Here is a 25,478-nt window from a genome sequence, read left to right as displayed (position 1 = left end):
GGGCGGCCGCGGTGTCAGACCCTGATGACCTGCGGCCCCAGTAGCGCGTAGCGGTGGGCCTCGGAGGCCGGCAGCAGGGTGCTGGTGACGATGGCCTCCAGGTCGCCGATCTCGGCGAACCGGCAGAAGCTCACCGCCCCGAACTTGGTGTGCACGCCCGCGAAGACCGTGCGGCGCGCCGCACGGAGCGCCTGGGCCTTGACCTCGCTGACCGCCGGGTCGGGCGTGGTCAGCCCGTGTTCGCGGGAGATGCCGTTGGCGCCGATGTAGGCCAGGTCGAGGACGAACCCGGCCAGCATCTTCGTCGTCCAGTGGTCGACGGTGGCGAGCGTGCCGGGCCGCAGCCGTCCGCCCAGCAGCAGGACCGTCGTGTTCTCGGCCTCGGCGAGCGCGCCCGCGGTGGCCAGGGACGCGGTGACCACGGTCAGCGGCCGGTCCCGGGGCAGCGCCTCGGCGATGAGCTGCGGGGTGAACCCCTCGTCCACGAAGACGGTCTCGGCGTCCCCGAGCAGTTCGGCGGCGGCGGTGGCGATCCGGCGCTTCTCGGGTACGTGGCTGGTGGCGCGGAAGGCGAGGGTCGTCTCGAAGCCCGCGCTCTCCACGGGGTAGGCGCCGCCGTGCGTACGGCGGATGAGCCCGTGGTCCTCCAGGGCGCGCAGATCGCGTCGCACGGTCTCCTTGGCGACGCCCAGTTCGGCGGCGAGCGTGGTGACGTCGACCGAGCCGGTGCGGCGGGCGGCCCGCACGATGTTCCGCTGGCGCTCCTCCGCCGTGCTCGCGGCCATGGCCGGCACCGCCTTCCCTGTGTGCTGTGCGTGCTGCCCGTTCGGGCCCGGTGGGGCCCATGGGGGAAGTTGTACAGCGGGTGCGCGGCGGTGACCAGGTCTGTTGCAGGCCCGATGGTGCCCGTATGTGCCCGTTCGGCCCGGGTGGTGCCCGCCTCGGACCTGCGGGGCTGCGGGCCGGGGGGTGGGATCGGGCACCGCGGATGCCCGAATGCGGCGGCGGGCGGGCCCGTTCGGTGCCCGCCCGCCCGCTTGTGCCGGAATGTCCGCGTCAGTGCGGCCAGATCGGCGGGTCCGTGACGAAGTGGCCGCCCAGGCGCGCGTGGGCCGGGTTGTCCGGCCGGAGGCCGCCCTGCTCGGCGAGGAGCTTGCCGGCGTAGGGCTCGGAGTCGTCCCGCGGTTCGTAGCCGAGCGCCCGGGCCTCGGTCAGGTTCCACCACAGGCGGGTGTTGGCGGAGGAGCCGTAGACGACGGTGTGGCCGACGTTCTCGGCGGTCAGGGCCGCGTGGAAGAGACGGGCGCCGTCCGCGGGGCTCATCCAGAGGGAGAGCATGCGCACGCTGGTCGGCTCGGGGAAGCAGGAGCCGATGCGCACGGAGACCGTCTCCAGGCCGTGCTTGTCCCAGTAGAGCTGGGCGAGGTCCTCGCCGAAGCACTTCGACAAGCCGTAGAAGGTGTCCGGGCGGCGCGGGGTGTCGACCGGGATCAGCGGGTCGTCGCCCTGGGGGCGCGGGGTGTAGCCGACGGCGTGGTTGGAGGAGGCGAACACGATCCGGCGCACGCCCTCCTCGCGAGCGGCCTCGTACAGGTTGTAGGTGCCCTCGATGTTCGCCTTGAGGATCTTGTCGAACGTGGACTCCAGGGAGATGCCCGCCAGGTGGAGGATCGCGTCGACGCCGTGCACGGCCTCGCGCAGGGCCTCCCTGTCGGCGAGGTCCGCGGTGATCGCCTCCGGTTCGCCCTCGATCGGCCTGAGGTCCAGCAGTCGCAGGGTGTGGCCGTACCCGGGCAGCAGTCCCCGCATCAGGGTGCCGAGCCCTCCGGCGGCGCCGGTCAGCAGAACGGTACGGGGAGCGGGCATCCGCGGTCTCCTTGAGTCAACGGCCGCATTCGTGTACAGCATTCACATTCATGGACACGTTAAAAAGCGTCCGCACGGCCCGTCAAGTGGGGGGCGGCCTCGGCGTGTTCGGGGCGTGTTCACCCGTTGTCCCGCGCGTGTGGCCGCTTGACTGCCCCCAGGGTGCCGCTTAGCGTGGGCGTGTTCAGAAATATGGACGTGGATCAGAAACGTGCACTGGTGGTGAGGGCCGGCGGACCGGTGCGCATCTGAGCGCCTGTTCAAGGGAGAGCCCGTGACGTCAGCCACTCTCGCCGCTCGACTCAGCATCCCCAGCGGGCCGCTGTTCTTCCCCGTCACCGCCTACGCGCCCGGCGGCCCGGTCGCCCTCGACGTCTACCGGGCGCATGTGCGCACGGGCGTCGAGGCGGGAGCCGCCGCCGTCTTCGCGTGCTGCGGCACCGGCGAGTTCCACGCGCTCACGCCCGAGGAGTTCCAGGCGTGCGTCCGGACGGCCGTCGAGGCCGCGGACGGACGGGTGCCGGTCGTGGCGGGCACCGGGTACGGGACCGCGCTCGCCGTGCGCTACGCGCATCTCGCGCGGGACGCCGGGGCCGACGGGCTGCTGGCCATGCCGCCCTACCTGGTCGTCGCGGGACAGCAGGGGCTGCTGCGGCACTACCGGGAGCTGGCCGCGGCGACCTCGCTGCCGATCGTCGTCTACCAGCGCGACAACGCCGTGTTCACCCCCGGCACGGTGGCCGCACTGGCCCGCACGGACGGCGTCATCGGCTTCAAGGACGGGCTCGGCGACCTGGACCTGATGCAGCGGATCGTGAGCACCGTACGCACCGAGGTCCAGGGCGAGTTCCTCTACTTCAACGGGCTGCCGACCGCCGAGCAGACCCAGCTCGCCTACCGCGGCATCGGCATCACGCTGTACTCGTCCGCCGTGTTCTGCTTCGCCCCCGAGATCGCCCTCGCCTTCCACAAGGCGCTGGCCTCCGGCGACGACACCACCGTCCACCGGCTCCTCGACGGCTTCTACCGCCCGTTCGTCGAACTGCGCGACCAGGGCCGCGGCTACGCGGTCTCCCTCGTCAAGGCGGGCGTCCGGCTGCGCGGCCTCGACGTCGGCGAGGTGCGTCCGCCGCTGCACGAGCCGGCCGAGGACCACGTCACACAGCTCGCCCGGCTCATCGACCGCGGACAGACGCTGCTGCGGGAGGGCATGTGAGGGCCTCGGCGTTCCTCTACCCCTGGGACGTCAACGGGGACCCGGAGGCGGCCGACCGCATCGCCGCGCTCGGCGTGCACCAGGTGACGCTGGCGTCCGCCTACCACTCCACCCGCGCGCTGACCCCCCGGCATCCCCGGCACCGCGTCGTCACGGCCCGCCACGCGGCCGTGCTCTACCCGGCGGATCCGCGCTGGGAGGGCCGGGCCCTGCGCCCCCACGCCGCCGGGGACTGGGCCCCCGGCGACGCCTTCGGCGAGGCCGCCGAGGCGCTCGCCGGCGCCGGCGTCGACGTGCACAGCTGGGTGGTGCTGGCGCACAACTCCCGCCTCGGCGAGGAACATCCGCAGACCTCCGTGGTCAACGCCTACGGCGACCGCTACCCCTGGGCGCCGTGCATCGCGCAGCCCGCCACGCGCGCCTACCTCGTGGACCTCGCGGCCGAGGCGGCCGTACGGCCGGGCGCGCGCGGCACCGAACTGGAGTCGCTCGGCTGGTACGGGCTCGCGCATCTGCACGCCCACGACAAGACGGGCGGGGTGACGCTCGGGGACGCCGGGCAGTACCTCATGTCGCTGTGCTTCTGCGCGAGCTGCCGCCCGGGGTACGGGGAGCAGGGCCTGGACGCCGGGGAGCTGGCGGCGGCGGTACGGGCCGCGCTGGAGCCGGTGTGGCGCGGCGCGCCCTCCGGCGGAGGCTGGCCGGGCGTCGAGAAGCTGCTCGGCGGCTCCACGGCGGCCGCCTCGCGCGCCTGGCGCGACGGCACCGCCCGCACCCTCCAGGAGGCGGCGGTGGCCGCGGTCCGCGCGGCCGCGCCCGGCGACGGCTTCCAGGTCCTGCTGCACGCGGATCCGGTGTCGTACCACTGCGGGGCGAACGCGGGCGTCGACCCCGGGCACATCCTGTCCGTCGCCGACGGAGTGGTGGTGCCCTGCACCGGCGGCGCGGGCCTGCTGACGCCGTTCGCACGGCACGCCCGGCGGGAGACCGTTCTCGCGGCCAACTTCAGCGTCGTCTCCGGAATGGGCGGCAGCCCGGGGACGCTGGCCGCGGACGCGGAGGGCGCCGCCGCGCTCGGCGCCACGGAACTGCGGCTCTACCACGTCGGGTTGGCGTCCGACGGCGACCTGGAGGCGGTGCGGGAGGCCCTCGTGGGCCGGTGAAGCAGCGGGGTCACCGCCGCCGGCAGGAGCAGACCCACCACCACCAGGACCACCCGGTGGCCGATCGCCTCCACCACGGCCGCGCCCACGGCCAGACCGATCGCGTTCGGCGCGTACAGCAGCGTGCCCGCCGTGGCGGCCGCGCGGCCCAGCAGTGGCCCCGGCGTCTCCCGCTGCACCGCGGTGTACGCCGCGACCAGCACGCAGGGCAGCCCCAGGCCGATCGCGGCACTGCACACGAGCACCACCGGATCGGACGGGATCGCGCGCAGCGCCACGGCGGCGGCCATGAGGGCGATGCCGCACGCCGCGAACCGGCGCTCGCCCAGGCGGCGCAGGGCGGAGCCCGAGACCGCCCCGACCGCCACCGACCCGGCGCCCTGGACGGCGGCGAGCACTCCGGCGTAGGCGGGGGAGTGCCCGAGGCCGTCGACGACGGCGTAGACCATCGCGCCGTTGACTCCCGCGGCGAGCATCGTGATGCCGCCCGCCAGGACCAGGGGCCGCAGCCGCGGATGCGCCCACAGATGACGCGCGCCCTCGGCCGTCCCCGCGCGCCACCCGGCGGCGGGCGGCTCCGGCCTGGTCTCACGGACCCGCAGACCCGCGTACAGGGCGGTGGCGATCACGAACGTGGCCGCGTCCAGGAGTGCCACGGCCGGGCCGCCGTACGCCGTGTACAGGCCCGCCCCCGCCAGCGGGGCCAGGAGCTTCGTGCCCTCGGTGGCGGTCATCCGCAGGCCGTTGACGTCGCCGAGCAGCGAGCCGTCGACGGCGGTGGCCATCAGCGCCGACTCGGCCGCGTCGTGCACGATGCCGGCCGCCCCGTACAGGAACAGGACCGCGTACAGCAGCCACAGCCGGTCCGGGGAGCCGACGGCGCAGAGGACGGGCAGGAGGGCCGCCAGGGCCAGGTTCACCGCGATCAGCAGCGGCTTGCGGCGTACGCGGTCGGCGATCGTGCCCAGCGCGGGCGCGATCAGGGTCGGCGCCCACATGGCGAGCAGGCACAGCGCGGCCAGCCCGTCCGAGCCCGTGAGCTCCTTGACCCATACCCCGGCCGCCAGCCACAGCGCCGACGTCCCCAGCCCGGACACCAGCACCCCGGCCAGGTAGAGCCCCGCGTTGCGGTCGCGCAGGACGCGCGCCCCGGTCCATGTCGTCGTCATGCCCGGTCATCGTGGTGCTAAGGCCCCGCCCCCGGGATGAGGCGGATGCCCTAGACAGCCACCGGCCCGCCTCCCCGCAGACACACGGCGATGAGTTCCGCGGTCGCCGCCGGTCCCCTTCGGGAGACGATGCCGGAGGAGATGCGATGACCGACACCGCACTCGACCTGGGACCGCGGTCACGGGTCCTCGCCCGGCTCGCGGCCGGGGTGCGCGACGAGCAGCCGGCGGACGTGACGCCCTGCCCCGGGTGCCCGGTGCGCACCCTGCTGGGTCATCTGCTCGGGCTCGCCGCCGCGTTCCGGGACGCCGGGCGCAAGGACCTGGGCCCGGCCACGGACACCGGCCCGGACGTCGCCGCGGCCGACATCGGGCCCGGCTGGCGTGAGCAGCTGCCCGAGCTGCTCGACGAGCCGGTGGGGGCCTGGCGCGACCCGGCGGCCTGGACCGGCGTCACCCGCGCGGGCGGAGTGACCCTGCCCGGCGCGGTCGCGGGCGTCATCGCCGCCGACGAGCTGGTGATCCACGGCTGGGACCTCGCGCGGGCCACCGGCCAGGAGTACGAGCCGGACCCGGCCGCGCTGCAGGTGTCGTACGGCTTCCTGCTCGCGGCGGCCGACGACCCGAACCGCGGGAACGGGCCCTTCGGTCCCGTCGTCCCGGTCCCGGCGGACGCCCCGCTCCTCGACCGCGCGGTGGGGCTGAGCGGGCGCGACCCGGGCTGGAAACCGTAGGGCCCCGGCGGTACCGGCAACCTCAACTTCCTTTGCCGGAGGCGTTGACGAAACACAGGCGCGCTCCTACCGTCATCGCGTCGTACTTCGTACGTCATATATGAGACGCGATACGTGAGATCCGATACACGAGATCCGAGAGGTGCGCATGACCTCTGTGCCCACACCGATCCCCTCCCGCACGCAGTTCGTGCTGGAGGGGATCAAACACCGCATCCTCACCGGACAGCTGACGCCCGGTCAGGCCCTGGTGGAGACCGAACTCGCCGCACAGTTCGGGGTGTCGAAGACGCCGGTGCGCGAGGCGCTCAAGACCCTCGCCGGGACCGGACTCGTGGTGATGAGCCAGTACAAGGGCGTCACGGTGCGCATGGTGGACGCGGACATGGCGCGCGAGGTCTACGACGTCCGGCTTCTCCTGGAGCCGGAGGCGCTGCGGCGCTCGGTGCGGCGCGGGGCTCTGCTGGACGCCGCGCGCGACGCCCTGCGCCGGGCGGACGCCGCCGCGGACACCGCCGAACGCTCCCTCGCCAACCGGGAGTTCCACCGCGCCCTGTACCTGCCGTGCGGCAACCCGCTGCTCGGCCGGATGCTCGACGAGGTGCGCGACCAGGCCGCCCTCGTCTCCGCCGTCGCCTGGGCAGCCGAGCCCTCCTGGGAGCGGGAGGCCGCCGAGCACCGGGAGATCCTGCGGCTCGCCCTGGAGGGCGAGGCCGACGGCGCGGCGAGCGCCCTGCACGCCCACATCGCCTCGTTCGTGCAGCGGGCCTTTCCCGCGCCCGGGCACCGGGCTGAGGACGGCCGGGCATGACCGCGACGTCCGAGGACCTGCGGGCGGCCCTGGCCGGTGTGGTGGCGATCCCGGTGACCCCGTTCGCCGAGGACGGCACCGTGGACCGGGCCGCCCACCGGGCCCTGCTGCGACGGCTGCTCGACGCCGGGATCACGACCCTGACGCCCAACGGCAACACCGGTGAGTTCTACGCCCTCACCCCCGACGAGCGGCGCCTGGTCACCGAGCTGACCATCGGGGAGGCGGGGGAGCGGGCCGCGATCCTCGTCGGTGTGGGGCACGACGTGCCCACCGCCGTCGCCTCGGCCCGGCAGGCCCGCGACCTGGGCGCCCCCATGGTGATGGTCCATCAGCCCGTCCACCCCTACGTCTCGGCCGGCGGCTGGGTCGACTACCACCGGGCCATCGCCGAGGCCGTGCCCGGACTGGGTGTGGTCCCCTACATCCGCAACGCGCAGCTGCCGGGCGCCCGCCTCGCCGAACTCGCCGACCACTGCCCCAACGTCATCGGCGTGAAGTACGCCGTCCCGGACGCCGCCCGGTTCGCCGCCTTCGCGCGGGACGCGGGCCTGGAACGCTTCGTGTGGGTGGCGGGCCTCGCCGAGCCGTACGCCCCCTCCTACTTCTCGGCGGGCGCCACCGGCTTCACCTCCGGGCTCGTGAACGTCGCCCCGGCCGTCTCGCTGAACATGATCGAAGCGCTTCGCTCCGGGGACTATCCCGCCGCCATGAAGGTGTGGGAGCAGATCCGCCGCTTCGAGGAACTGCGGGCCGCGAGCGGCTCCGCCAACAACGTCACCGTCGTCAAGGAGGCCCTCGCCTCGCTCGGCCTGTGCCGCCGCGACGTGCGCCCGCCGAGCAAGCCGCTGCCCGAGGAAGAGCGCGCCGAGGTCGCCGCGATCGCCGCCGGGTGGGCCGCATGAACGCCCCGCGCAAGCGCCCCGAGGACCTCAGGAGCCACCAGTGGTACGGCACCGACGGGCTGCGCTCCTTCAGCCACCGGGCCCGCACCCGGCAGCTCGGCTACCTCCCCGAGGAGCACCTGGGCAAGCCCGTCATCGCGATCCTCAACACCTGGTCCGACATCAACCCCTGCCACGTCCACCTCCGCGACCGCGCCCAGGCGGTGAAGCGGGGCGTGTGGCAGGCCGGCGGCTTCCCACTGGAGTTCCCGGTCTCCACCCTCAGCGAGACGTTCCAGAAGCCGACGCCGATGCTCTACCGCAACCTGCTCTCCATGGAGACCGAGGAGCTGCTGCGCTCGTACCCGGTCGACGGGGCGGTGCTGCTGGGCGGCTGCGACAAGTCCACGCCGGCGCTCCTGATGGGGGCCGCCTCCGTCGACCTGCCCGCCGTCTTCGTGCCCGCCGGGCCCATGCTGCCGGGCCACTGGCGCGGCGAGGTCCTCGGCTCCGGGACCGACATGTGGAAGTACTGGGACGACAAGCGCGCCGGGCTCATCGGCGACTGCGAGATGACGGAGCTGGAGAGCGGGCTCGCCCGGTCGCCCGGGCACTGCATGACCATGGGCACGGCGTCCACGCTCACCGCGGCCGCCGAGGCCCTCGGCATCACCGTCCCCGGCGCGTCCAGCATCCCCGCCGTCGACTCCGGACACGACCGCATGGCCGCCGCGTCCGGCCTGCGGATCGTCGAACTCGTCCACCGGGACCGCAGACCGAGCGACATCCTCACCCGTGAGGCGTTCGAGGACGCCGTGACGGCGGTGCTCGGGCTCGGCGGCTCGACCAACGCCGTCATCCATCTGATCGCCATGGCGGGGCGGGCCGGGGTCCGCCTCACGCTCGACGACTTCGACCGCATCGCACGCACGACCCCCGTGCTCGCCAACGTCCGCCCCGGCGGCGAGCGGTACCTCATGGAGGACTTCCACTTCGCGGGCGGTCTGCCCGGCTTCCTCTCCCGGATCCCGGACCTGCTGCACCTGGACCGGCCGACGGTCTCGTACGACACCCTGCGCGAGCAGATCGCCTCCGCGCGGGTCCACGACGACGACGTCATCCGCCCCCGTGACAACCCGGTCGCGAGCGAGGGCGGGGTCGCCGTCCTGCGCGGCAACCTCTGCCCCGACGGCGCCGTCATCAAGCACATCGCCGCCGAGCCGCGGCTGCTCAGGCACAGCGGTCCCGCGGTCGTCTTCGACGACTACCGCACGATGCAGCGGACGATCAACGACCCCGGCCTCGGCATCACCGCGGACAGCGTGCTCGTGCTGCGGGGCGCCGGGCCCAAGGGCGGTCCGGGCATGCCGGAGTACGGAATGCTGCCCATCCCCGACCACCTCCTCAAGCAGGGCGTACGGGACATGGTGCGGATCTCCGACGCCCGTATGAGCGGTACGAGTTACGGCGCCTGCGTCCTGCACGTGGCACCGGAGTCGTACGTGGGCGGGCCGCTGGCGCTCGTGCGGACGGGCGACGGCATCACGCTCGACGTCGAGGCGCGCACCCTCCGGCTCGACGTGGACGACGAGGAGCTGGAGCGCCGCCGGGTGGAGTGGACACCGCCGCCCGCGCGCCACGAGCGCGGCTACGGCCTGCTCTACAACGGACAGATCACCCAGGCGGACACCGGCTGCGACTTCGAGTTCCTGGCCCGGCCGGGGAAGGTGCCCGACCCGTACGCGGGGTGACGCGCACCGCGCCGCCCCGTGGGCCCGCCCCTGCGTACGGAGCAAGCGCTTCCTGCACCGACCGTATCCGCCCCACTGCGAACGGAGAACAGTCATGGCCCAGGCCGCAGCCGTGGCGAGACCGCCCGCGCCACCCCGGCGGCGCCGTGCCTCCGCCACGCCCCGCGGGCTCCCGTACCTGTGACCCGCGTCCACGGCGGCCGTCACACGGGGCGTTGCTGGTCCTCGATGTACTGGCGTACGACGGTCAGCGGTGCCCCGCCGCAGCTCCCAGCGAAGTACGAGCCGGACCAGAAGTGCCCGCCCCACAGGTACCGGCGGACGTGGGCGTCGTATTCCTTGCGCAGCAGCCGGGCGGAGACGCCCTTGAGGGAGTTGACCAGTTTGGAGAGCTGGACCTTGGGCGGGTAGTGGACGAGCAGGTGCACGTGGTCGTCCTCGCCGTTGAACTGCTTCAGCTCGGCCTCGAAGTCCTCGCACACCTCCCGCATGATCTCCTCGCATCGGTTCAGCATGGCGTCGGTGAAGGCGCCACGCCGGTACTTGGTGACGAACACCAAGTGGACATGAAGGTTGTAGACGACGTGACGGCCGGTGCGCACGTCGGGATTTGGGTTCCATCGCGGCGACATGAGCCAAATGTATAGTTATCACGTGAGTACGGAACGTGTGTGGCGGAAGCGGCAGTTCGGGCATCGTGCCCGGCTGGCGCTGACCCCTGCGCAGGTCCGGCTCATCGACGGCCAGGCGCACACGGCCCGCACCACATGGAACCTGCTGCATGACTGGTGGACGATGCTGCCGAAGGACAAGCGCACGCTTGCCGCAGCGGACGCCGCGATCCGCCATGCCCGCAAGGACATCGACTGGCTCGCCGCCCTTCCCGCCCAGGCCGCTCAGGCGGTGCTGAAGTCGTACTTCCAGGCGTGGAGGAACTGCTGGGACGGACGAGCGGAAGCGCCGGCCTTCAAATCCCGCATCCGCTCCGTCATGTCGGTGGACATCCCACAGGGCCGGGACCTGAACATCGTCCGCGTGCACCGCCGCTGGGGCATGGCCAACATCCCCAAGGTGGGCCGGGTCCGCTGCGGATGGTCGGGCAACGCCGACCACAACGCCGCCCGGAACGTCCTGCACCTGTACCGGATGGGCCACGCGCTCATCCCGGCTGCCGGAAGGGCAGTCGTCAGACGCGCTCGTCGCGTCAAGCCCGCCACCGCAAGGTAGGAGGGAATCTCCCGGCTACAGCCGGGAGAGCACTTCAACAACAGCACGACGGCGAGCTGGACATCGTCAAGGGCGCGGACTACGTGACGGCGTCCTGGAACGTGTTCGCGGACCACGACAAGACGATCCTGATCGGCAACAGCGACAGCGCCGCCACGGCGGCGGTCGACCGGGGCCATCTGAAGGTCACCTTCCACCACAACCTGTTCTCGAACCTGGTCGAGCGCGCCCCGCGGGTGCGCTTCGGACAGGTCGACTCCTACAACAACCACTTCGTCGCCGGCTCCGGCCACTCCTACAGCTACGGCATCGGCACGGAGTCCCAACTGGTAGCCGAGCACAACGCGTTCACGCTGCCGGACGGGACCAGCGCGGCGAAGGTCCTGAAGAAGTGGAAGGAGGCGCCGGTCACCGCCGACGACAACTACGTCAACGGCGCGCTCACCGATCTGATCGCCGTCCACAACGCGGAGATCCCGGGCGAGACGCTCCGGTCAGGTGCCGGCTGGACGCCGGTCCTGCGCACCGGGGTGGACCCGGCGCGGGCCGTGCCGGGGATCGTCGACCACGGCGCGGGCGCCGGAAAGGTCTGCTGACCATGAACGCGACCATGGGACGCAGGGCCTCCCTCGCCGCGAGCGCCGGCGCCGCCCTGGCGCTCGGCCTCGCGGCCCCGCCCGGGCGGGGCCGCGTCCCGGCGGGGCCGCGTCCGGCCGGTACGTCCGCCCGTCCGCCCGTCCGCCCGGCGACTGGACGCCGCCGTGCGCGGCGCGGTCGCCGGCGGCGTCGTGAGCCGCTCCGGACGGCCGTGCGCGGGTCCGTGGCCGGCCGGGAAGGTATCGATCGGGCAACGGGCCTCGCGCTCGTGGCATGACGCGCGTAGAAAACCTGTCATGCATAAGCCACTTCGCATCGCGGCCCTCGCCGCCGCCTGCGCCGTCGCCGGCGGTGCGCTCTACGGCGCCGGCGCGGCCACCGCCGGTCAGTCGACGGCGAACTCCACCCACGAGCCCTACAACATCGGGCTCCTGGTCAAGGACATCGACACCTACTACGGCACCGCGCTCGACGGCAACGGCGTGTACCAGGCGTCGCCGGACAGCCCCTACGCCCAGGACCTGGCGGGTGTCGACGCCGCCGCCCGGCGCTACATCGACAGGGCGGCCCGCAAGGCGCACCACCGGGGCGAGAAACCGGCCGTCGTCTTCGACATCGACGACACCCTGCTCCTCAGCCTCGACTACGAGAAGCGCTACAACTACACCTACAACCCGACGACCTGGGCCGACTACGTCAACAAGGCGGACCGGCCGGCCGTCTTCGGCAGCCCGGAACTCGTGCGGTACGCCGAGGAGAAGGGCGTCGAGGTCTTCTACAACTCGGGCCTGAGCGAGGCGCAGCGCTCCGCCGCCGTGGAGAACCTGAAGAAGATCGGCGCCGACGTGAACCTCGACGCAGGCCACATGTTCCTCAAGGACAAGGCCGACCCGCCGGCCTATCTGGACGAGTGCGCCACGCCGGGCACCTGGACCTGCACCACCGTCCAGTACAAGTCCGCCACCCGCCGGCACATCGAGGACGACCTCGGGTACGACATCATCGCCAACTTCGGCGACCAGTACTCGGACCTCGACGGGGGCTACGCCGACAAGACGTACAAGCTCCCCAACCCGACGTACTTCGTCAGCTAGTCCGTCGGCAGATCGATGACGGAGGACGCCGGCGGCGTCGGCGCACTGCGGTGCGTGCCGCCGGCGTTCCCAGAGGCGGGTGGGGGAGCCCGTCACTCGTAGCGAATGTCGGACGCCTTGAACACGCAGTTCGTGCCGTCCGGGCCGCTGCCCAGCACCGTGGGCTCCTTGCCGGTGTTGTTGCCCTTGAAGCGCACGCACGGCTTGATCTTCTTCTTGGCGTCGCCGTGGATGCGGATCTTCGAAAGCGTCACGGTGTCGCCGTAGTTGGAGTTGATGCCGACGAGCACCCTGCCGGGCGCGGTCGCGTCGATGTCGCTGACCACGATCGTGCGCTTGAACTGCGTCCGGCAGTTGCCGCAGGAGCGGACCAGCTTGCCGAAGTCCTCGACCTGGAAGCCGGAAACGGTCAGCGTCCCGGCACCGTTGAACTGGAGCACCTTGTCGGAGGCGTTCCTGGCACCGCCGCCGATCACCTTGTACGTCGCCGACGCCGACTTGCCCTTGAAGCTGGCCGCGTCCTCGCCGACATCCAGCCACCACACGTTCTGCAGCGTGCAACTGCCCAGGCAGTGGACGCCGTCCGCGGCCGGGGTGCCGATGATCACGTTCCTGAGGACCGCACCGTCCTTCAGCTCGAAGATCGCGCCCTGGTTCTCGGACTGTCCGCCCGTGCCGAGGGCGCCGGTGCCGGAGAACTTCTTCAGCTTGCCGTCGTAGGTGCCCGACACCTTGATCGTCGAGGCCACGGCCTTGCCGCCGGTGGCCGTGGGCCAGGTGGTGGCAGCGCCTGCGGTGGACAGCAGCGACGTCGTGGCGATCGCCGCTCCGGTCAGGGCGAGGGCGGCTGCTCCACCGATCACCGCCCGTCGCCGGGTGACCCGGCGACGGTGGCGGACGCGCGGTTCAACGGGTGCAGTCATGTACCGATTCCTTGAGTGGGAGGAGTTTCTTGCGTCTCCTGGTCGCCACCGGTGAGGAAGAGGTTGCCGCTTCTCCGGAAAACCCTTACGAGTCGCCGCTCGTGCTGCCGCCGCCGTGAGCGGCGAAGTCGCCCCGTACCGCGAGCCGCGTGCCACCTGCGGTGGCAGCCGCCGTGTAGCCGTCTCCCGCGGCGTCCCGGCCGCCGCGGGCGTGGTCGTACTGCCCCGCGAACACCCACTCGCCCGCCGGGACCGTACGGCCCTGCCGGAGCACCCAGGTGTAGACGAGGAAGCCGTCCTTCTCGTCGACCGTCAGCGTGAAGTCGCCCTCCGGCAGCGACCGCCAGGCCCCCGTCGAGGACACCCCGCCGGTCTGGGCGACCTTCAGTTCGACGGTCAGCTCGGTGAGGGGCTTGTCGGTCCTGAGGGTCACGTTGCTCTGCGCCCAGAAGTCGTTGCTGTGGGGGTCCACCGAACCGTCGGACCACAGCGGACCGTCCTGGGCGCCGACCGCGGGCGGCCGGGCGGTGTCGGTGACGTCGGCCTTCGGGGCCACCGGGCCGGAGGGCTTCGGGGGGCCCGGGGAGGCGCTGCGGCTCGGCGTCGGCCCGGCCGGCGGGACCGGCGCCCGGCTCGTCGCGTCCGGGGAGGGCGCGGGGGTCGGCGAGACGGTGACCGTCTGCTGCGGGGGAGTGTCCTCCTGCACCGCCGAGGCGACCGCGTAGCCGCCCACGGCGAGGACACCCGCGACCGCGGTGGTGGCCCCCAACACCCGTACCCAGCCCAGCAGCGGCGGACGCGTCGCCCGGCGGATCGGGCGGGAGCTCGCGGCCATCCCGCGCTCGACGCGGGCCAGGATGCGCGCACGGTCGGGCTCGTGCGCCTCGGCCGCCTCGTGCAGCCTTGCGCGCAGCTCGTCGGGCACGTCCCTCCCCGTGGTCATCGGTTCCTTCCTCCGGCTCCACCCGTGCGCACCACCGCCGTGTGCATGCGCTGTGGGGCCTCGTCGGTGCCCAGCAGCCGCTGCAATTCGGCCATCCCTTTCGACGTCTGGCTCTTCACCGTACCGACCGAGATGCCCAGCGCGAGGGCCGTGTCCCGCTCGGAGAGGTCGAAGGCGTGCCGCAGCACCACGCACGCCCGCTTGCGGAACGGCAGTCGGCGCAACGCCTCCTGGACGTCGACGACCGCCGGTACGTCCGGGTTCTCGGTCTTCTCGTCGCGCTGCGACCAGAAGAGGGCGATCCGCCGGCGCTCGCGCACCGCGCTGCGGATCCGGGTGCGGGCCAGATTGGCGACCACGCCGCGCGCGTACGCCACCGGGTGGTCCGCGGCGCGCACCCGGTCCCAGCGGTGCCAGAGGGCGAGCAGCGCGTCCGCCGCGAGATCGTCGGCGGCGTCCGCCTCACCGGTCAGCAGCCGGGCGAGACGGGCGAGTTCGGCATGGTGTCGCTCGAAGAAGGCGCGGAACTCCACGGAGGCGGCGTCGTCGACAACAGTGCCCACGGGCGACCTCTCCTCGCTGCGGTTCCCGGACGAGTCCCGGAAGCGTAGCAGCGCTCGTACAGGTCATCGAACGTCGTATGGCGGGCCGAACCCGATTCCGTAACACGGTGAAAACCTGAAACGGGCTCATCGCGGGAACAATCCAGCCAGCATTCGGCACGGTCCCACCGTCGACGAGGAGTTCCACGATGCCCGACACACAGCAGGCGGCCGACAGGGCGAGCGCCGCACTCCCCGCGGGGAACGGCGTCGACCGGTTCTTCAAGATCTCCGAACGCGGCTCCACCTTCGGCCGCGAGATACGCGGCGGCCTCGCCACGTTCTTCACGATGGCCTACATCCTCGTCCTGAACCCGATCATCCTCGGCAGCGCCAAGGACAAGTTCGGCCACCAGCTCGACGCCGGCCAACTGGTCACCGCCACCGCCCTGGTGGCCTGCGTCATGACCGTCGTCATGGGCGTCGGCGGCAACCTCCCGCTCGCCATCGCCGCCGGCCTCGGCCTCAACGCCGTCGTCGCCTTCCAGATCGCGCCCCTGATGAGCTGGGCCGACGCGATGGGCCTCGTGGTCATCGAGGGCGTCCTCATCTGCGTCCTGGTCCTCACCGGACTGCGGGAGGCCATCATGAACGCGATCCCGCAGCAGCTCAAACAGGCCATCGGCGTCGGCATCGGCCTCTTCATCGCCTTCATCGGCTTCGTCGACGCCGGGTTCGTCAGCCGCATCCCGGACGCGGCGAACACCACGGTGCCGGTGCAACTGGGCGCGGTCGGCCGGCTGACGGGCTGGCCCGTGCTGGTCTTCTGCCTCGGGGTGCTGCTGACCGTCGCGCTGCTCGCCCGCAAGGTGAAGGGCGCGATCCTGATCAGCATCGTGACCATGACGGTCGTCGCGATCGTCATCGACGCCGCCGCCGACATCAAGAGCTGGGGCCTGACCACCCCGAAGGTGCCCGACGAGGTCGTGGCGACACCCGACTTCGGACTCGTCGGTCACTTCAGCCTGTTCGGCGCCTTCGGGGAGACCGGCGCCCTCACGGTGGTCCTGCTGGTCTTCACCCTCATCCTGTCGGACTTCTTCGACGCCATGGGCACCATCGTCGGCATCAGCGCGAGGGCCGGACTGCTCGACGAGAACGGCAAGGTGCCGGGCATCGGCCGCGTCCTGTTCATCGACGGCGCCGCCGCGGTGGCCGGCGGTGTCGCCTCCGGTTCCTCCAACACCGCCTACATCGAGTCCGCGGCCGGCGTCGGCGAGGGCGCGCGCACCGGGTTCGCCAACCTGGTCACCGGCGGCCTCTTCGGCCTCGCGCTCTTCCTCACCCCGCTGCTGACCATCGTCCCGCTGCAGGCGGCGGCGCCCGCCCTGATCGCCGTGGGCTTCCTGATGATGACCCACGTCAAGCACATCGACTGGGACAGGTACGACATCGCCGTCCCCGCCTTCCTCACCATCGCGGCGATGCCGTTCACGTACTCGATCACCGACGGCATCGGCGCCGGATTCGTGTCGTACGTCGTCATCAAGACGGTCGTCGGCAAGGCCAGGGAGGTCCACTGGCTGCTGTGGGGCGTGTCGGCGCTGTTCCTCGTCTACTTCGCGATCGACCCGGTGGAGCAGATCCTCGGAGTGAGGTGAGGTGAGGTGAGGCACGGGCCGGCCGGTCAGGCCCTCAGGACGAGGACGACCTCCTCGATCTCCTCGCCGCGGGCGTTCGCGAAGCCGCGCTCCCGGGCCGTCTCCTCGAAGCCGCACTTCGCCAGGACCCGGCGCGAGGCAGCGTTGTCGGCGGCGGCCCGGGCGTAGAGCGGGCGCTGCGGGACCTGCTCCAGCAGGGCCCGCAGCGCGGCCGTCGCGATGCCCCGCCCCCACAAGGCGCGGTCGATCCAGTACGTGACCTCGCGTTCGCCCGGCTCGCCGAAGACCGCCACGCTGCCCGCCACGTCGCCGTCCGCCAGCACGGTGCGGGTGGTGACGCCGGACGAGGCGCGGATCCGCGCCCAGTGCGCGTCGAAGCGCGGCCGGTCGGCCGGGTCCTCGGGGGCGAAGGCGGCCATACGGACCGCCACGGGGTCGCTCATCTGACGGAAGAAGACCGGCAGGTCGCTGTCGTGGACCTCGCGCAGCACGATCTCCATGTCACAGCCTCCGGGTCGCCAGGGTGAGACGGTCCCGCGCGTCGAACAGGGCGTCCGTGATCATCTGTTCGTGCGCCGGGGTCAGCCGGGCCACCGGGACCGAGCAGCTGATGGCGTCGCGCGCCGGGGTGCGGTACGGGATGGCGACCCCGAAGCAGCGCAGACCCAGCGTGTTCTCCTCGCGGTCGACGGCGAAGCCCTGTTCACGGACCTGGTGCAGTTCCTCGATGAGCTTCTCCCGGTCGGTGATGGTGTGCTCCGTCAGCGCCGGCAGCGTCTCCGGCAGCATCTTGCGGACCTGCTCGTCGGTGTACGTGCTCAGCAGAGCCTTGCCCAGCGACGTGGAGTGCGCGGGCAGCCGGCGGCCCACGCGGGTGAAGGGGCGCAGATAGTGCTGCGACTGACGGGTCGCGAGGTAGACCACGTTGGTGCCGTCGAGCCGTGCGAGGTGGATCGTCTCCGTCGTGTCGTCCGACAGCCGGTCCAGCGTCGGGCGGGCCACCGCCACCACCTCGTCGCCGTCGATGTACGACGTGCCCACGAGCAGCGCCCGCACCCCGATGCCGTACCGCGTGCCCGTCGCGTCCGTCTCCACCCAGCCCAGCTCGACGAGCGTGCGCAGCAGCATGTACAGGCTGGACTTGGGGTACCCCACCGCCTCCTGCACGGCGGCCAGGGAATGCATACCGGGGCGACCCGCGAAGTACTCGAGCAGTTCAACGGTCCGCACCGCGGACTTGACCTGCGCCCCGCCGCCTGTCTCGCCTGCCGACATCGCCCTTGACCCCTTCGTTCGACGGGAAATAGTCTCCGAGCAGCGAATTCATCATCAGAGACGGCGTTCAGTATATCGAACACGGCTGGTGGTGAGGTACGAACTGCGGCAGATATCTGGAGGGACCAGCGGTGGCAACAGCACCAGTCTGGAGTGTCGACCCCCGTACCGGGAAGCAGCGTGAACAGGTTGCGGTGGAGGCCACGGCCCAGGAGGTGGACGCCGTCGTCCACGCGGCCCACGCCGCGCGCGGCGCCCTCGCCGACCGCACGGTCCGCTCGGCGTTCCTGCGCAGCGCCGCCGAGGGACTGGAGGCGGCCCGCGACCGGCTCATCGAGGCGGCCGACGCCGAGACCGCGCTCGGCCCGGTCCGCCTCACCGGAGAACTCGCCAGGACCTGCTACCAGTTGCGGGCCTTCGCGGACATCGTCGACGAGGGCGCGTTCCTCGACGTGATCATCAACCACCCCGACGACACCGCGATCCCGCCGATCCCGGACCTGCGCCGCCTCAAGGTCCCGCTCGGTGTCGTCGCCGTCTACTCGGCGTCCAACTTCCCCTTCGCCTTCTCGGTCGCCGGCGGTGACACCGCGAGCGCCCTGGCGGCCGGCTGCCCGGTCGTCGTCAAGGCCCACCCGGACCACCCCGCACTGTCCGAGCTGGTCGCCAGGGTGCTGCGCCGGGCCGCCGCCGGGCACGGCATCCCCGAGGGCGTCCTCGGCCTCGTCCACGGTTTCACGGCGGGCGTCGACCTGGTCGGGCACCCGCTGGTGGCGGCCGCCGGGTTCACCGGTTCCATCCGCGGCGGCCGCGCCCTCTTCGACGCGGCGGCCGCCCGGCCCGTACCGATCCCGTTCCACGGCGAACTGGGCTCCCTCAATCCCGTCGTGATCACCGAGGCCGCGGCCGCCGAGCGCGCCGAGGCGATCGGAGCCGGGCTGGCGGGTTCGATGACCCTGGGGCTCGGCCAGTTCTGCACCAAGCCGGGGCTGGTCCTGGCCCCCGCGGGCGCCGCGGGCGACCGGTTCGTGAAGTCCCTGACCGAGGCCGTCAGCGGCGTGGACGCCGGTGTCCTGCTGGACCACCGTATGCGCGACAACTTCGTCGCCGGGATCGGCGAGCGCACCGGACTGCCGGACGTCGACTCCCCGGTGACCCCGGGAGCGGGCAGCGAGCACGCGGTGAGCCCCGGCTTCCTGACGGTCCCGGCGAAGAGACTGACCGCCGAGGGCGCCTACGACCTCCTCCTGGAGGAGTGCTTCGGCCCGGTCACCGTGATCGCACAGTACGAGGACGAGGTCGAGGTGCACGCCGTGCTCTCCCGGCTGCCCGGCAACCTCACCGCGACCGTGCACCTGTCGGCGCAGGAGGCGGACGGTGAGGGCCGCGGGGCGGAGATCATCGCGGAGCTGACCCCGCTCGCCGGGCGCGTCCTCGTCAACGGCTGGCCGACGGGCGTCGCGGTCGCCCCCGCCCAGCACCACGGCGGCCCGTACCCGGCGACCACCTCGACGTCCACCTCCGTCGGAGGCACCGCCATCGAGCGCTGGCTGCGCCCCGTCGCGTACCAGAACGTCCCCGAGTCCCTGCTGCCGCCGGAACTGCGCGACGACAACCCGCTCGGGCTGCCCCGCCGGTTCAACGGCACCCTGGAGCGGTAGCGCTCCGCACGGCAGCCGTGGTCCGTGCCTCCGGGCCGGGCCGCGGAGCGGACCTGAGACACTCACGGGATGGACGTGGAACTTCCCGAACTCCCCTTCCTCCTCCGCACATACGGCCCCGACGGGCACTGGTCGTACGAGGACGGGGTGCTCACCGGATGGGCCGGCGCGCGGCAGGACCGGTTCGTGCCGCCCACCGGCGAGTCGCTCGACGCCGCCTGCGACGCGCCCCGGCTGCTCGGGGCGCCGGCCGGCGACTTCCAGCTGATGGCCCGGGTCACGGTCGGCTTCGCCGCGGCCTTCGACGCCGGGGTGCTGTACGTCCACGTCGGCGAACGGGCGTGGGCGAAGCTGTGCCTGGAGTACTCGCCGGATGTGCCGACGGTCTGCACGGTGGTGACGCGCGGACACTCCGACGACGCGAACTCCTTCACCGTGGACGGCAGTTCGGTCTGGCTCCGGGTCAGCCGCACGGGCCGGGCGTTCGCGTTCCACGCGTCGCGGGACGGGAAGCGGTGGACGTTCGTCCGCCTGTTCACCCTGGCCGACGAGGGCCCGTCCTCGGCGGCGCTCGTGGGCTTCATGACGCAGTCGCCCGTGGGGGAGGGGTGCGTGGTCACCTTCGATCACCTGGAGTACCGGGACTCCTGGCCGGAGAGCCTGCGGGACGGGGCGTGAGGGGCCGGCGCAGCCAGGCCGCGCCTGAGGTCCGGGCCCGGCGGCCTCGCCGCCCGACGGGGAACGACCCCAACCGTTTGAACGTTCATGCACTCGGCGGAGGAGGTCTCCGTACCCGTACGAGGGAGTGAAGCCGAGAATGCGCGTCGAGATCTGGAGCGACATCGCCTGCCCCTGGTGCTACGTCGGCAAGGCCCGCTTCGAGAAGGCGCTTCGGGCCTTCCCCCACCGGGACCGGGTCGAGGTGGTGCACCGCTCCTTCGAACTGGACCCGCGGCGCGCCAAGGGCGACGTGCGGCCGGTGCTCGCGATGCTCGCCGAGAAATACGGGATGAGCGAGGCCCAGGCGCAGGCCGGGGAGGACAACCTCGGCGCGCAGGCCGCCGCGGAGGGCCTGGAGTACCGCACCACGGGCCGCGACCACGGCAGCACCTTCGACATGCACCGCATGCTCCACCTCGCCAAGGAGAAGGGCCGGCAGGACGAGCTGATCGGGATCCTGTACCGGGCGAACTTCGCCGAGGAGCGCTCCCTCTTCTCCGAGGGCGACGAGCGGCTGGTGGAGCTGGCCGTGGAGGCCGGGCTCGACGCCCAGGACGCCCGCGCCGTCCTCGCCGACCCCACCGCGTACGCCGACGCCGTCCGGGCGGACGAGCGCGAGGCCGCCGAGCTGGGCGCGAACGGCGTGCCGTTCTTCGTCCTCGACCGCACCTACGGCGTCTCCGGCGCGCAGCCCGCCGAGGTCTTCGCCCAGGCGCTGACGCGGGCGTGGGGCGAGCGTCCGCCGCTCCCGGCGGTCGAGGACGGCGGAGCCGACGCCTGCGGTCCCGACGGGTGCGCGGTGCCCCAGCACTGAGCAACGGCGCAGGTCGGGGCGGATGTATAAGCATTCCTTAGCGAAACCACGTAATAATCGGCAATGGACTATGACTTCATCGGGCCCCACAGTGGTCCCATGGAGACCTTCGAGACCCTGGTCCGTGCCGAGTTCGCTCCGAAGAACACCTATCTGAACACCGCGAGCAGCGGGCTGATGCCGGCCCGCACGGTGGAGGCCGTGCGGACCGCCCTGGAGTCGGCCGCCGCCGGGCAGCCGACCGACATGTTCGCCGACGTGGAGGCGGCACGCGCCTCCTTCGCCCGGCTCACCGGGGTCCCCGTCCGCCGGGTGGCGGCCGGGGCCTCGGTCGCCGTCTACACCGGGCTGATCGCCGCGTCCCTGCCCCCGGGCGCGGAAGTGCTCACCGCCGAGGCCGACTTCAGCTCCGTCGTGACCCCCTTCCACCTGCGCCGTGACCTCACGGTGCGCACCGTCCCGCTGGAGCGGATCGCGGAGTCCGTACGGCCCGGCACGGCCCTCGTCGCCGTCAGCGCGGCGCAGTCCGCCGACGGCCGGATCGCCGACCTGCCCGCCATCCGCGCGGCCGCCCGCGCCCACGGCGCCCGGACGTACGTGGACGCGTCCCAGGCCGCCGGCTGGCTGCCGGTCGACGCCGACGCGTACGACTTCGTCGCCTCCGTCGCCTTCAAGTGGCTGGTCTGCCCGCGCGGCGTGGCCTTCCTGGTGGTGCCGGAGGACCTCGGCGGACTCACTCCCGTCTTCGCGGGCTGGGTCGCGGGCGAGGAGCCCTGGGACAGCTGCTACGGGCCGGTGGCCGAACTCGCCCACTCCGCACGGCGTTTCGACGAGAGCCCCGCGCTCTTCTCGTACGCGGGCGCACGCCACTCGCTGGCGCTGCTGGAGGCACTGGGCGCGGAGCGGGTGCTGGCCCACGACCTCGCCCTCGCCGACCGCTTCCGCGCGGGCCTGAACGGCCTCGGCCACGAGCCGGTCCCCGCGCCGGGCTCGGCGATCGTCTCCGTCCCCGGGCTCGGCGCCCGCCAGCCGGACCTGAGCCGGGCCGGCGTCGAGGTCTCGGACCGCGCGGGCAACCTGAGGGCCGCCTTCCACCTGTACAACACGACCGCGGACGTCGATCGCCTCCTGGACGTCCTGTCGGGCTGAGGGGAGACGGTGGGGGGACGGCCCCGCAGGCGGCCCACGCGTTCGGGCCGTCCCGTGCGGCGGGCCTCACCGCACGGGGGTGAAGTCCCTGGCTCCGATGAACGTGGGCCGCCGCACCGGCGCCGCGAAGGGCTCCACTGCCGCGTTCTCCACGCTGTTGAACACGATGAACACATTGCTGCGCGGGAAGGGGGTGATGTTGTCCCCCGACCCGTGCATGCAGTTGCAGTCGAACCAGGTCGCCGAACCGGCCCCGCCCGTGAACAGCCTGATGCCGTGGCGGCTCGCCATCGCGGTGAGGGCCTCGTCGGACGGTGTGCCCGCGTCCTGCATCTGCAGGGACTTCTTGTAGTTGTCCTCCGGCGTGGCCCCGGCACAGCCGAGGAACGTCCTGTGCGACCCCGGCATGATCATGAGACCGCCGTTGGTGTCGTAGTTCTCGGTCAGCGCGATCGAGACGGACACCGCCCGCATGTTCGGCATGCCGTCCTCGGCGTGCCAGGTCTCGAAGTCGGAGTGCCAGTAGAAGCCGCTGGCCCCGAAGCCGGGCTTGATGTTGATCCGCGACTGGTGGACGTAGACGTCGGAGCCGAGGATCTGCCGGGCGCGCCCGAGCACGCGCTCGTCGTGGACGAGCCTCGCGAACACCTCGCTGATCCTGTGGACCTCGAAGACCGACCGGATCTCCTTCGACCTCGGCTCCACGACCGACCGCTCGTCGGCGCGGATCGCCGGATCGGTGACGAGCCGCTGGAGCTCCTGCCGGTAGACGGCGACCTCGTCCTCGGTGAGCAGCTCGCCGATGGCGAGGAAGCCGTCGCGCTCGTACGCCTGGAGATCGGCGAGGGCGATCGGCCCGGGCGTGCCGGGCGCGCCCCAGACGACCGGGTCCTGGCGGGGGACGGACACCTCGGTGGTGCCGCGGGTGGGGTACAGATCGCTGACGGGGGTGACGGTGGTGGTCACGGTGGTTCAGACCTCCTCGGTGAGCAGGGGGTAGACGCCGTTCTCGTCGTGGTCCTCCCGTCCGGTCACGGGGGGATTGAAGACGCAGATGCAGCGGAAGTCCTCCTCGACGCGCAGCGTGTGCCGCTCGTGGCCGTCCAGGAGGTACATGGTCCCGGGCGTGACGGTGTACGCCTTCCCGGTCTCGTGGTCGGTCAGTTCGGCCTTGCCCTCGACGCACACGACGGCCTCGATGTGGTTCGCGTACCACATGGACGTCTCCGTGCCCGCGTAGAGGACCGTCTCGTGCAGGGAGAAGCCGACCTTCTCCCGGGCGAGGACGATCCGTTTGCTCTCCCACGTGCCGGACGCCGCCCTGACGTGCCGGTCGGTGCCTTCGATGTCCTTGAACGAACGGACGATCACGGTGGTACGTACCTCCTTGTGCCGGGGTCGCTCAGACGGTTTCGCGGACGGCGCGGGCGAGGGTGCTCAGTCCCTCGTCCAGTTCGTCGGGGGTGACGGTGAGGGCCGGGAGCAGCTTGACGACCTCGCTCTCGGGGCCGGACGTCTCCACGAGCAGTCCGAGCTCGAAGGCGCGGCGGGCCACGCACTCCGCGCGCCGCCTGTCGTGGAACTCCAGACCCCACACGAGTCCGCGCCCGCGGTACTCCTTGACGTCGGCGAGGTTCTCCTCGGTGATGGAGATCAGCTCCTGCTCGATCTGCTCACCGCGGGCCCGGGTCTGCTTCTCCATCGAGGACCCGTCGCTCCAGTAGGTCTCCAGGGCGGCGGTCGCCGTGACGAACGCCGGGTTGTTGCCGCGGAAGGTGCCGTTGTGCTCGCCCGGCTCCCAGATGTCCAGTTCCGGCCTGAACAGGCACAGCGACATGGGCAGTCCGTAGCCGCTGATGGACTTGGAGACGGTGACGATGTCGGGCACGATCCCCGCTTCCTCGAAGGAGAAGAAGGCGCCGGTGCGTCCGCAGCCCATCTGGATGTCGTCGACGATCAGCAGCATGTCGCGGCGCGCGCACAGGTCGGCGAGCCCCCGCAGCCACTCGGGCCGGGCGACGTTGATGCCGCCCTCGCCCTGCACCGTCTCGACGATGACGGCGGCGGGCTGGTTGAGCCCGGATCCCTGGTCCTCCAGCAGGCGCTCGAACCACAGGAAGTCCGGGACCCTGCCGTCCAGGTAGTGGTCGAAGGGCATGGGCGTCCCGTGCACCAGGGGGATCCCGGCCCCGGCGCGCTTGAAGGCGTTGCCGGTGACGGCGAGGGATCCCAGGGACATGCCGTGGAAGGCGTTGGTGAAGGAAACGATGGCCTCGCGCCCCTTCACCTTGCGGGCCAGCTTGAGGGCGGCCTCGACGGCGTTGGTGCCCGTGGGCCCCGGGAACATGACCTTGTACGGCAGGCCGCGCGGCCGCAGCACGAGGTCCTGGAACGTCTGGAGGAAGGACCGCTTGGCGACGGTCGACATGTCGAGCGCGTGGGTGATGCCGTCCCGCTCCAGGTAGTCGATCAACGCACGTTTCAGGACGGGGTTGTTGTGCCCGTAGTTGAGCGAACCGGCGCCGGCGAAGAAGTCGAGGTACTCGTGCCCGTCCTCGTCGTACATGCGGCTGCCCTGCGCGCGGTCGAAGACGGTGGGCCAGCCGCGGCAGTAGCTGCGCACCTCCGACTCCAGGGTCTCGAAGACGCCGAGGTCGGGCTGGGTGATGGTCACGGCGAAAACGCTCCTCGGTACGTGGGGGGTCAGACGGAGAGGGGGCCGATGCGGTAGAGGACCTCGGGCTCGTGCGGCCCGTCGGGGAACTGGCGTGTCTCGAAGAGGACTTCACGCTCCACGGCCGCGCCGTGCCGCTGGGCGTAGGACAGGAACAGGCGCTCGGAGGCGGTGTTGCCCGGAGTGATGGTCGTCTCGATCCCCGTCACCCCGTGTTCGTCCGCGGCCCGCGCCGTGAGCGTGTCCAGCAGTCGCGTCGCGAGACCGCGCCCGCGGTGGGCGGCGTCGACGGCCACCTGCCACACCAGGAGGGTGCGGGGGCGGTCGGGCCGCAGGTAGGCGGTGACGAACCCGACGGGCGGACCGCCGGGTTCCGCACGCGCCACCGCCGAGGTGCCGGCGAAGTCACGGCACCACAGCAGATAGCTGTAGGAGGAGTTCAGGTCGAGGACCCCGGAGTCCCTGGCCATGCGCCAGAGTGCGGCCCCGTCCGCCACCGCGGGACGGTCGATCCGAAGCCCCTCCGGCATTTCCGGGAATTCCGCTTGCAGGTCTGCTTGTGCGGCGGTCATGCGGATGGAATTTACCGAGGGAAATTTAAAAT

Annotated in this window: 25 protein-coding genes and 2 pseudogenes; 14 read left to right on the top strand and 13 right to left on the bottom strand. The window is 72.1% G+C overall.

Annotated features, from left to right (window positions below):
• Positions 1 to 14 precede the first annotated feature (14 nt).
• Both ACZ79I_RS08670 and ACZ79I_RS08665 read right to left on the bottom strand, forming a co-directional pair.
• On the bottom strand, positions 15 to 785 hold the full coding sequence (locus tag ACZ79I_RS08670; RefSeq protein ID WP_471495733.1) for a DeoR/GlpR family DNA-binding transcription regulator: 771 nt from the start codon (positions 783 to 785) through the stop codon (positions 15 to 17).
• Positions 786 to 1,056: 271 nt separating this feature from the next.
• Entirely contained in the window at positions 1,057 to 1,866 is an 810-nt protein-coding gene (locus ACZ79I_RS08665) for an NAD-dependent epimerase/dehydratase family protein (protein ID WP_471495732.1), read from the bottom strand.
• Between the two features lie 274 nt (positions 1,867 to 2,140).
• On the opposite strand from ACZ79I_RS08665, the gene ACZ79I_RS08660 reads away from it, so the two are divergent.
• Positions 2,141 to 3,082: a 5-dehydro-4-deoxyglucarate dehydratase gene (locus ACZ79I_RS08660; protein WP_471495731.1), complete on the top strand. Its 942-nt coding sequence runs from the start codon at positions 2,141 to 2,143 to the stop codon at positions 3,080 to 3,082.
• On the top strand, positions 3,079 to 4,245 hold the full coding sequence (locus ACZ79I_RS08655) for a hypothetical protein (protein ID WP_471495729.1): 1,167 nt from the start codon (positions 3,079 to 3,081) through the stop codon (positions 4,243 to 4,245). Before ACZ79I_RS08660 ends, ACZ79I_RS08655 begins: the two co-directional genes overlap by 4 nt.
• Here the strand turns inward: ACZ79I_RS08655 and ACZ79I_RS08650 are convergent.
• Positions 4,179 to 5,414: an MFS transporter gene (locus ACZ79I_RS08650; protein ID WP_471495727.1), complete on the bottom strand. Its 1,236-nt coding sequence runs from the start codon at positions 5,412 to 5,414 to the stop codon at positions 4,179 to 4,181. The genes ACZ79I_RS08655 and ACZ79I_RS08650 overlap by 67 nt on opposite strands.
• Positions 5,415 to 5,560: 146 nt before the next feature.
• Between ACZ79I_RS08650 and ACZ79I_RS08645 the strand changes: the two genes are divergently transcribed.
• The 4 genes from ACZ79I_RS08645 (at position 5,561) to araD (ending at position 9,594) form a co-directional block, all read left to right on the top strand.
• Positions 5,561 to 6,148 carry a TIGR03086 family metal-binding protein gene (locus tag ACZ79I_RS08645; protein ID WP_471495725.1) on the top strand — a complete coding sequence of 196 codons (588 nt, stop codon included), beginning with the start codon at positions 5,561 to 5,563 and terminating at the stop codon, positions 6,146 to 6,148.
• Positions 6,149 to 6,296: 148 nt separating this feature from the next.
• Positions 6,297 to 6,959, top strand: a complete 663-nt coding sequence (locus ACZ79I_RS08640) for a GntR family transcriptional regulator (RefSeq protein ID WP_471495723.1) — start codon at positions 6,297 to 6,299, stop codon at positions 6,957 to 6,959.
• Positions 6,956 to 7,864, top strand: coding sequence for a dihydrodipicolinate synthase family protein (locus tag ACZ79I_RS08635; RefSeq protein ID WP_471495721.1), 909 nt, complete (start codon positions 6,956 to 6,958; stop codon positions 7,862 to 7,864). Before ACZ79I_RS08640 ends, ACZ79I_RS08635 begins: the two co-directional genes overlap by 4 nt.
• Positions 7,861 to 9,594, top strand: coding sequence for an L-arabinonate dehydratase (gene araD / locus ACZ79I_RS08630; protein ID WP_471495719.1), 1,734 nt, complete (start codon positions 7,861 to 7,863; stop codon positions 9,592 to 9,594). Before ACZ79I_RS08635 ends, araD begins: the two co-directional genes overlap by 4 nt.
• Before the next feature lie 203 nt (positions 9,595 to 9,797).
• On the opposite strand, the gene tnpA is transcribed toward araD, so the two are convergent.
• On the bottom strand, positions 9,798 to 10,226 hold the full coding sequence (gene tnpA, locus ACZ79I_RS08625; RefSeq protein WP_471495717.1) for an IS200/IS605 family transposase: 429 nt from the start codon (positions 10,224 to 10,226) through the stop codon (positions 9,798 to 9,800).
• 7 nt (positions 10,227 to 10,233) lie between these two features.
• On the opposite strand from tnpA, the pseudogene ACZ79I_RS08620 reads away from it, so the two are divergent.
• The 3 genes and pseudogenes from ACZ79I_RS08620 to ACZ79I_RS08610 all read left to right on the top strand — a co-directional run.
• A pseudogene (locus tag ACZ79I_RS08620) lies at positions 10,234 to 10,692 on the top strand (RNA-guided endonuclease TnpB family protein); the annotation flags it as partial.
• Positions 10,693 to 10,853: 161 nt separating this feature from the next.
• Positions 10,854 to 11,417: pseudogene (locus tag ACZ79I_RS08615) on the top strand (pectate lyase family protein); the annotation flags it as partial.
• A 297-nt stretch (positions 11,418 to 11,714) separates the two neighbouring features.
• On the top strand, positions 11,715 to 12,512 hold the full coding sequence (locus tag ACZ79I_RS08610; protein ID WP_471495716.1) for an HAD family acid phosphatase: 798 nt from the start codon (positions 11,715 to 11,717) through the stop codon (positions 12,510 to 12,512).
• Positions 12,513 to 12,604: 92 nt separating this feature from the next.
• On the opposite strand, the gene ACZ79I_RS08605 is transcribed toward ACZ79I_RS08610, so the two are convergent.
• From ACZ79I_RS08605 to ACZ79I_RS08595, 3 genes are all read right to left on the bottom strand, one after another.
• Positions 12,605 to 13,435 (bottom strand): pectate lyase, encoded by an 831-nt coding sequence (locus ACZ79I_RS08605; protein ID WP_471495714.1) that lies wholly within the window; start codon positions 13,433 to 13,435, stop codon positions 12,605 to 12,607.
• 85 nt (positions 13,436 to 13,520) lie between these two features.
• A complete protein-coding gene (locus ACZ79I_RS08600) occupies positions 13,521 to 14,378 on the bottom strand; it encodes a hypothetical protein (protein ID WP_471495713.1) in 858 nt (285 codons plus the stop codon).
• Positions 14,375 to 14,941 carry a SigE family RNA polymerase sigma factor gene (locus ACZ79I_RS08595; protein ID WP_471495711.1) on the bottom strand — a complete coding sequence of 189 codons (567 nt, stop codon included), beginning with the start codon at positions 14,939 to 14,941 and terminating at the stop codon, positions 14,375 to 14,377. Before ACZ79I_RS08595 ends, ACZ79I_RS08600 begins: the two co-directional genes overlap by 4 nt.
• A gap of 188 nt (positions 14,942 to 15,129) precedes the next feature.
• Here ACZ79I_RS08595 and ACZ79I_RS08590 point away from each other — a divergent pair, with 188 nt between their 5' ends.
• Positions 15,130 to 16,581 carry an NCS2 family permease gene (locus ACZ79I_RS08590; protein ID WP_471495709.1) on the top strand — a complete coding sequence of 484 codons (1,452 nt, stop codon included), beginning with the start codon at positions 15,130 to 15,132 and terminating at the stop codon, positions 16,579 to 16,581.
• Positions 16,582 to 16,607: 26 nt separating this feature from the next.
• Here the strand turns inward: ACZ79I_RS08590 and ACZ79I_RS08585 are convergent, their stop codons facing one another.
• Entirely contained in the window at positions 16,608 to 17,081 is a 474-nt protein-coding gene (locus ACZ79I_RS08585; protein WP_471495707.1) for a GNAT family N-acetyltransferase, read from the bottom strand.
• A 1-nt stretch (position 17,082) separates the two neighbouring features.
• On the bottom strand, positions 17,083 to 17,856 hold the full coding sequence (locus ACZ79I_RS08580) for an IclR family transcriptional regulator (RefSeq protein ID WP_471495705.1): 774 nt from the start codon (positions 17,854 to 17,856) through the stop codon (positions 17,083 to 17,085).
• 131 nt (positions 17,857 to 17,987) lie between these two features.
• Here ACZ79I_RS08580 and ACZ79I_RS08575 point away from each other — a divergent pair, with 131 nt between their 5' ends.
• From ACZ79I_RS08575 to ACZ79I_RS08560, 4 genes are all read left to right on the top strand, one after another.
• A complete protein-coding gene (locus ACZ79I_RS08575) occupies positions 17,988 to 19,517 on the top strand; it encodes an aldehyde dehydrogenase (NADP(+)) (RefSeq protein WP_471495703.1) in 1,530 nt (509 codons plus the stop codon).
• A gap of 69 nt (positions 19,518 to 19,586) precedes the next feature.
• Positions 19,587 to 20,195: a DUF1349 domain-containing protein gene (locus ACZ79I_RS08570; RefSeq protein WP_471495701.1), complete on the top strand. Its 609-nt coding sequence runs from the start codon at positions 19,587 to 19,589 to the stop codon at positions 20,193 to 20,195.
• A 139-nt stretch (positions 20,196 to 20,334) separates the two neighbouring features.
• Positions 20,335 to 21,051: a DsbA family oxidoreductase gene (locus ACZ79I_RS08565; protein WP_471495699.1), complete on the top strand. Its 717-nt coding sequence runs from the start codon at positions 20,335 to 20,337 to the stop codon at positions 21,049 to 21,051.
• A gap of 63 nt (positions 21,052 to 21,114) precedes the next feature.
• Entirely contained in the window at positions 21,115 to 22,200 is a 1,086-nt protein-coding gene (locus ACZ79I_RS08560; protein ID WP_471495697.1) for an aminotransferase class V-fold PLP-dependent enzyme, read from the top strand.
• 66 nt (positions 22,201 to 22,266) lie between these two features.
• On the opposite strand, the gene thpD is transcribed toward ACZ79I_RS08560, so the two are convergent.
• The 4 genes from thpD to ectA are packed head-to-tail and all read right to left on the bottom strand — an operon-like array spanning position 22,267 to position 25,446.
• Entirely contained in the window at positions 22,267 to 23,166 is a 900-nt protein-coding gene (thpD, locus tag ACZ79I_RS08555) for an ectoine hydroxylase (protein WP_471495695.1), read from the bottom strand.
• Between the two features lie 6 nt (positions 23,167 to 23,172).
• The gene (locus ACZ79I_RS08550) at positions 23,173 to 23,571 is read right to left on the bottom strand and encodes an ectoine synthase (protein ID WP_471495693.1); all 399 of its coding nucleotides are present in this window, start codon (positions 23,569 to 23,571) and stop codon (positions 23,173 to 23,175) included.
• Positions 23,572 to 23,602: 31 nt separating this feature from the next.
• On the bottom strand, positions 23,603 to 24,874 hold the full coding sequence (gene ectB / locus ACZ79I_RS08545) for a diaminobutyrate--2-oxoglutarate transaminase (RefSeq protein WP_471495691.1): 1,272 nt from the start codon (positions 24,872 to 24,874) through the stop codon (positions 23,603 to 23,605).
• Between the two features lie 29 nt (positions 24,875 to 24,903).
• On the bottom strand, positions 24,904 to 25,446 hold the full coding sequence (ectA, locus tag ACZ79I_RS08540; protein WP_471495689.1) for a diaminobutyrate acetyltransferase: 543 nt from the start codon (positions 25,444 to 25,446) through the stop codon (positions 24,904 to 24,906).
• Between the last annotated feature and the right edge of the window lie 32 nt (positions 25,447 to 25,478).

It is taken from the genome of Streptomyces sp. PSU-S4-23, from assembly GCF_055632315.1.
The sequence above is the reverse complement of the archived record's forward strand: the minus strand, read 5'-3'. Positions and strand labels throughout refer to the sequence as shown.

Coding starts and splice junctions, on each gene's coding strand:
- ACZ79I_RS08670 (WP_471495733.1), bottom strand. CDS start 785: ATGGCCGCGAGCACGGCGGAGGAGCGCCAGCGGAACATCGTGCGGGCC.
- ACZ79I_RS08665 (WP_471495732.1), bottom strand. CDS start 1,866: ATGCCCGCTCCCCGTACCGTTCTGCTGACCGGCGCCGCCGGAGGGCTC.
- ACZ79I_RS08650 (WP_471495727.1), bottom strand. CDS start 5,414: ATGACGACGACATGGACCGGGGCGCGCGTCCTGCGCGACCGCAACGCG.
- ACZ79I_RS08645 (WP_471495725.1), top strand. CDS start 5,561: ATGACCGACACCGCACTCGACCTGGGACCGCGGTCACGGGTCCTCGCC.
- ACZ79I_RS08640 (WP_471495723.1), top strand. CDS start 6,297: ATGACCTCTGTGCCCACACCGATCCCCTCCCGCACGCAGTTCGTGCTG.
- ACZ79I_RS08635 (WP_471495721.1), top strand. CDS start 6,956: ATGACCGCGACGTCCGAGGACCTGCGGGCGGCCCTGGCCGGTGTGGTG.
- araD (WP_471495719.1), top strand. CDS start 7,861: ATGAACGCCCCGCGCAAGCGCCCCGAGGACCTCAGGAGCCACCAGTGG.
- tnpA (WP_471495717.1), bottom strand. CDS start 10,226: ATGTCGCCGCGATGGAACCCAAATCCCGACGTGCGCACCGGCCGTCAC.
- ACZ79I_RS08610 (WP_471495716.1), top strand. CDS start 11,715: ATGCATAAGCCACTTCGCATCGCGGCCCTCGCCGCCGCCTGCGCCGTC.
- ACZ79I_RS08605 (WP_471495714.1), bottom strand. CDS start 13,435: ATGACTGCACCCGTTGAACCGCGCGTCCGCCACCGTCGCCGGGTCACC.
- ACZ79I_RS08600 (WP_471495713.1), bottom strand. CDS start 14,378: ATGACCACGGGGAGGGACGTGCCCGACGAGCTGCGCGCAAGGCTGCAC.
- ACZ79I_RS08590 (WP_471495709.1), top strand. CDS start 15,130: ATGCCCGACACACAGCAGGCGGCCGACAGGGCGAGCGCCGCACTCCCC.
- ACZ79I_RS08585 (WP_471495707.1), bottom strand. CDS start 17,081: ATGGAGATCGTGCTGCGCGAGGTCCACGACAGCGACCTGCCGGTCTTC.
- ACZ79I_RS08580 (WP_471495705.1), bottom strand. CDS start 17,856: ATGTCGGCAGGCGAGACAGGCGGCGGGGCGCAGGTCAAGTCCGCGGTG.
- ACZ79I_RS08570 (WP_471495701.1), top strand. CDS start 19,587: ATGGACGTGGAACTTCCCGAACTCCCCTTCCTCCTCCGCACATACGGC.
- ACZ79I_RS08565 (WP_471495699.1), top strand. CDS start 20,335: ATGCGCGTCGAGATCTGGAGCGACATCGCCTGCCCCTGGTGCTACGTC.
- ACZ79I_RS08560 (WP_471495697.1), top strand. CDS start 21,115: ATGGACTATGACTTCATCGGGCCCCACAGTGGTCCCATGGAGACCTTC.
- ectA (WP_471495689.1), bottom strand. CDS start 25,446: ATGACCGCCGCACAAGCAGACCTGCAAGCGGAATTCCCGGAAATGCCG.